Origin of the sequence: Dietzia sp. DQ11-38-2, from assembly GCF_014145055.1 — a bacterium.
Classification (GTDB): domain Bacteria; phylum Actinomycetota; class Actinomycetes; order Mycobacteriales; family Mycobacteriaceae; genus Dietzia.
On the sequence record NZ_JAALDW010000230.1, the window covers coordinates 314 to 4708 of the forward strand.

Sequence of the window (4395 nt, forward strand, 5' to 3'; positions counted from 1 at the left end):
CTTGAGTATCCCGGCCGCCTCTTCGATGAAGGCCCTGCGCTCTTCCGGTTTGGACTCGAGGATCTCGGCGAGCTTGCCCTGGCCCACGATCACGTGCATCTCGCGCCCGATGCCCGAGTCCGAGAGCAGCTCCTGGACGTCCATCAGCCGGGCACGGTCCCCGTTGATCTCGTACTCTGCCGCGCCGTCGCGGAACATCCGGCGGGTCAAGGACACCTCGGCGTAGTCGATCGGCAGGGTGCCGTCGGAGTTGTCGAGGGTGAGCGTGACCTCCGCGCGGCCGAGCGGCGACTTGCCGGCGGTCCCGGCGAAGATCACGTCCTGCATCTTGCCGCCGCGCAGTGACTTGGCGCTGTGCTCCCCCATCACCCAGGTCAGGGCGTCCACGACGTTGGATTTGCCGGAGCCGTTGGGGCCGACGACGCAACAGACGCCGGGCTCGAACCTCAGGGTCGTGGGCGCCGCGAAGGACTTGAAGCCCTTGAGCGTCAGCGACTTGAGGTACACGGATGTCCATCCTATGGCACGGCCGGCTACCGCCCCGGAGCCGCGACTCCTGCGGCGGGGATCGCGGCCGCGCGTCGGCGGGCCGCCGGTGTCACCGCCAGTTTGTGGATCTCGGACACCGCGATGACCGTGGCGCCGACGGCCACACACAGCACCCACTCACCGGGGCTCAGCGCGCTCAGGCCCATCGGGCCGGCCAGGACCGGCCAACTCACCACCATCACCTGCAGGCAGGCGGCGACCGCCGTGGCGACCAGCAGCAGCGGGTTCGCCAGGGGGTTGAGGGTGAACACCGAGCGACGCAACGCCCGGGCGTTCATCACCTGGAAGAAGCTCGCCGCCACCAGCACCGTCAGCGCAAGTGAGCGGGCGTGGTCGGTCTCGATCCCGTCCCAGATCGCGCGCTCGTAGACCACCAGCGTCACGACGGCTATCCACACCCCGCTCAGCGCGGTCCGCCACCACATAGGGGCGTCGAGGACACCCTCACCGGGATTCCGGGGAGGCACCTCCAGTTCGTCGCCCTCGCCGGGCTCGAAGGCGAGGGCGATCACCTGTATCCCGGACGTCACCAGGTTCGCCCACAGCATCTGGACCGGCAGGAGGATCAGGGGGGAGTTGGTGAAGACGTTGACCGCGACCGCCAGCAGCGCCGCGATCGCCGTCGACAGGAGGAAGAAGGTGGCCTTGCGGATGGTCGCGAAGGTGACCCGCCCCTCCTCCACGGCGTGGACGATCGTGCTGAAGTCGTCGTCCGTGAGCACGATGTCGGAGGCCTGGCGGGCGACGTCCGTGCCCGAGCCGCCCATCGCGACCCCGATGGAGGCGACGCGGAGTGCGGGCGCGTCGTTGACGCCGTCCCCGGTCACCGCGACAACGTTGCCCATCGCCATGAGCTGGTCGACGATCCGCATCTTGTCCTGTGGCGACACCCGGGCTGCGACCGTGGCATCCGCCAGCCGGGCCCGGAGCATCGTGTCGTCCAGGGCCGCGATCTCGGCACCTGTCAAGGGGGGCGTGCCGGTGTCCAGCCCGAGCCTCCCGGCGATCGCGGCGGCCGTGACCGGATGATCTCCGGTGATCATCATCACCCGGATCCCCGCCGACCGGCAGCCGGCGATCGCCTCCTGCACGCCCGGACGTGGTGGATCGGTCATCCCCTCCAGGCCGAGGAAGGTCAGGTCCCCTGGTGCTCCCTCGAGGGTCCCGCCGGCCAGCCGCGGATCCCCGTCCCCGAGCTCCCGGCGGGCCGTGGCGATCACCCGCAGCCCCTTCGAGCCCAGTGCCTCGTTGGCGGCCAGGACGGCGGCCCGATCGATGTTCGTGGTACCCCCTGCGGTGAGCATGCTCGAGCACATCGCGGAGACCGCATCGGGCGCACCCTTGACGTACAGCACCGGCCGACCGCCCTCGCTCCGGATCGTCTGCGAGAACCCGAGCTCGGGCTCGTACGGCATGTGCGCCACCGGGGCGGCGGCCCGTTCCATAGGCGTGACCACGCCCAGTCGCACCGCCACCGCTGCCATCGCCGCATCCACCGCGTCGCCGGTGAACCGAAGGGGGTCGTCCCGCGTCGGGACGGCCTCGTTGGTCAGCGCGCCCGCGCGCAGGGCGGCCTCCGCGACGGCACTCATCCACCCGGTGTCGGCGCCGACCCCGGTCGCGGCGTCGACGGTGATCTCCCCCTCCGTGGTCCACAGCCGTTCCACGGTGAGCAGGTTCTGTGTCAGGGTCCCGGTCTTGTCCGACCCGATCACCGTCGTGGACCCGAGGGTCTCCACCGACGGCAGGTGCCGCACGATCGCATTGCGCCGCGCCATCCGGGCCACGCCCACGCTCATCGCCACGGTGAGCACCACGGGCAGCGCCTCGGGGATCGCGGATACCACGAGAGCCACCGCGGTCCGGAACATCAGCGAGACATCGTGCCCGAGCGCGAGGCCGGCGGCGAAGACGCCCAGCGCGGAGATCCCCACGATCAGGCCGATCCACCGCTCCATGGAGTGGATGAGGGCGGTGAGCGGTGCCGCCGCCGCGGTGTCCTGGATCAGCTCGTTGATGGCCCCGAGCTCGGTACCCGCACCGGTTCCGACCACGACCCCCGTCGCACGGCCCGACGAGATGAGCGAGCCGCTGAACGCCATACCGGTCCGATCCCCGGTCGGCGCATCGGGGGCGACCGGATGCGTGTCCTTGTCCGTGGCCAGGGACTCACCTGTGAGCATCGACTCGTCGACCCTCAGGGACACCGCCTCGATCAGCCGCAGGTCGGCGGGGACGCGGTCGCCGCTCTCGAGGTGCACGAGATCACCGGGCACCAGCGCGGCCGAGTCGATGGTCTGCACCTGACCGTCCCGGCGCACGCGGGCGGTGGGTGAGGCGAGGGATTGCAGGGCCCGGACCTCTGTCTCCGCCTTGCGCTCCTGCCAGAACCCGATCGCCGCGTTGAGCACGACCGCCGCCGTGATCGCGGCGGTGTCCACCAGGTGACCCTGCGCCAGGGTGATCGCGGCGCAGAACATCAGGAACAGGACCAGGGGGCTTCGGAACTGCCGGAGCAGCACCCGCCAGGCGGCGGTCGCGTCGGTCGCCTCCAACCGGTTGGGACCGTGGCGCTCCAGACGGTGCGTCGCCTCATCGGAGGTCAGTCCCGTGGTGCCGGCGCCCACCCGGTCGAGTACGTCCGGCACCTCCAGTGCGTGCCAGGCGACGTCGGCCACGCCACCGTCTCCGGTGCCTGAGGTCATGGTCCGGTCCTCCGATCTGTCTCTCAGGTCGCGATCGGTCCACCTCCAGAATGCCCCTGCCCGGCCCGGGCCCGCGGCCGAGAACGCGTTCAGCGCTCGCGGAATCCGGACAGGTCCCCCCGCGCCCGGTCCCAGGACTCCACCACGAGCTCCACCCTGCCCGGCCCGTCTCCGCCCCGCAGCAGGTCGACGAGCTGAAGGCATGCCCGGCGGGGCCCCTCCGCCACGACGTGGACCCGTCCGTCCGGCTTGTTCGCGGCGTAGCCCACGAGCCCGAGCTCGAGTGCCCTGGAACGCGTCCACCACCGGAAACCCACGCCCTGCACCTGCCCGTGGACCCAGGCCACCAGCCGGACCGTATCGGGCGCCGGTGCGCTCACGGAGCGTCTCCGCCGGTCCGGTCGATCCCGGTGTCGAACCGCAGCCCGATCTCTGTGCCCGCGGTGAGCGTCCGGCCGACCGTGCAGGTCGCGTCGACCGAGCGACGGATCATGCCGAGCACCCGGTCGGCCATGGCCGGGTCGAGCCCGGTCAGGTCGAGTTCGTAGATCTCCTCCAGTCGCGGGTACCGCTCGGCCTCGCGGTCGGCGTCCCCGGAGACGCGGACGGTCGCGGCGTAGTCATCACCCAATCGGCGCGAGATCGTGAAATCGGAGGCCATCGCCGTGCACGCGCCGAGCGCGATCTTGAGCAGTTCCCCCGGGGTGAACACTCCCTCGACGTCCGCCGAGCCGATCTCGACCCTCGCACCTCGCGACGAATGCCCCACGTACCGCCGGGTCCCGGACCGCTCGACCCGGAGATCGGTGGCGGGCGGCGGGGACTGGGAAGTGTCGTCCGGGTCGGTCATCGTCATGTCGGTCATCGTACGGAGCTGGGCCGACGCACCACAGCACGCCGGGGCGGCCTCTGGCAGCCCGGGCAGAAGTGTGAGCCACGGTTCATGAACTCTTCCCGGACCACCGGTGTGCCGCAGCGCGCGCACGGTCGCCCCGCCTGCCCGTAGACGTCGAGCGACCTGTCGAAGTACCCCGACGCGCCGTTGACGTTGACGTACAGGGCGTCGAAGGAGGTGCCCCCGGCGCCCAACGCCTCCGCCATCACCTCGCGGGCGTGGCCGAGGAGCCGGCGGACGGTGCCC

The 4395-nt window shown here is 71.1% G+C and carries 5 protein-coding genes; all 5 read right to left on the reverse strand.

All coding sequences use genetic code 11. The annotated features are described in order from the left end of the window. Nucleotides 1-507 (reverse strand): AAA family ATPase (locus tag G6026_RS17225; RefSeq protein ID WP_347238081.1); only part of this gene is annotated, 507 nt, incomplete at its 3' end. 26 nt (nucleotides 508-533) lie between these two features. Then, a complete protein-coding gene (locus tag G6026_RS08595; RefSeq protein ID WP_107756655.1) occupies nucleotides 534-3254 on the reverse strand; it encodes an HAD-IC family P-type ATPase in 2721 nt (906 codons plus the stop codon). A gap of 89 nt (nucleotides 3255-3343) precedes the next feature. Then, the gene (locus G6026_RS08600; protein ID WP_107756656.1) at nucleotides 3344-3634 is read right to left on the reverse strand and encodes an acylphosphatase; all 291 of its coding nucleotides are present in this window, start codon (nucleotides 3632-3634) and stop codon (nucleotides 3344-3346) included. After that, nucleotides 3631-4110: an OsmC family protein gene (locus G6026_RS08605; protein WP_107758113.1), complete on the reverse strand. Its 480-nt coding sequence runs from the start codon at nucleotides 4108-4110 to the stop codon at nucleotides 3631-3633. Before G6026_RS08605 ends, G6026_RS08600 begins: the two co-directional genes overlap by 4 nt. 5 nt (nucleotides 4111-4115) lie before the next feature. Continuing rightward, nucleotides 4116-4395: zinc finger domain-containing protein (locus G6026_RS08610; RefSeq protein ID WP_277815602.1), on the reverse strand; the 280-nt coding region annotated here is incomplete at its 5' end.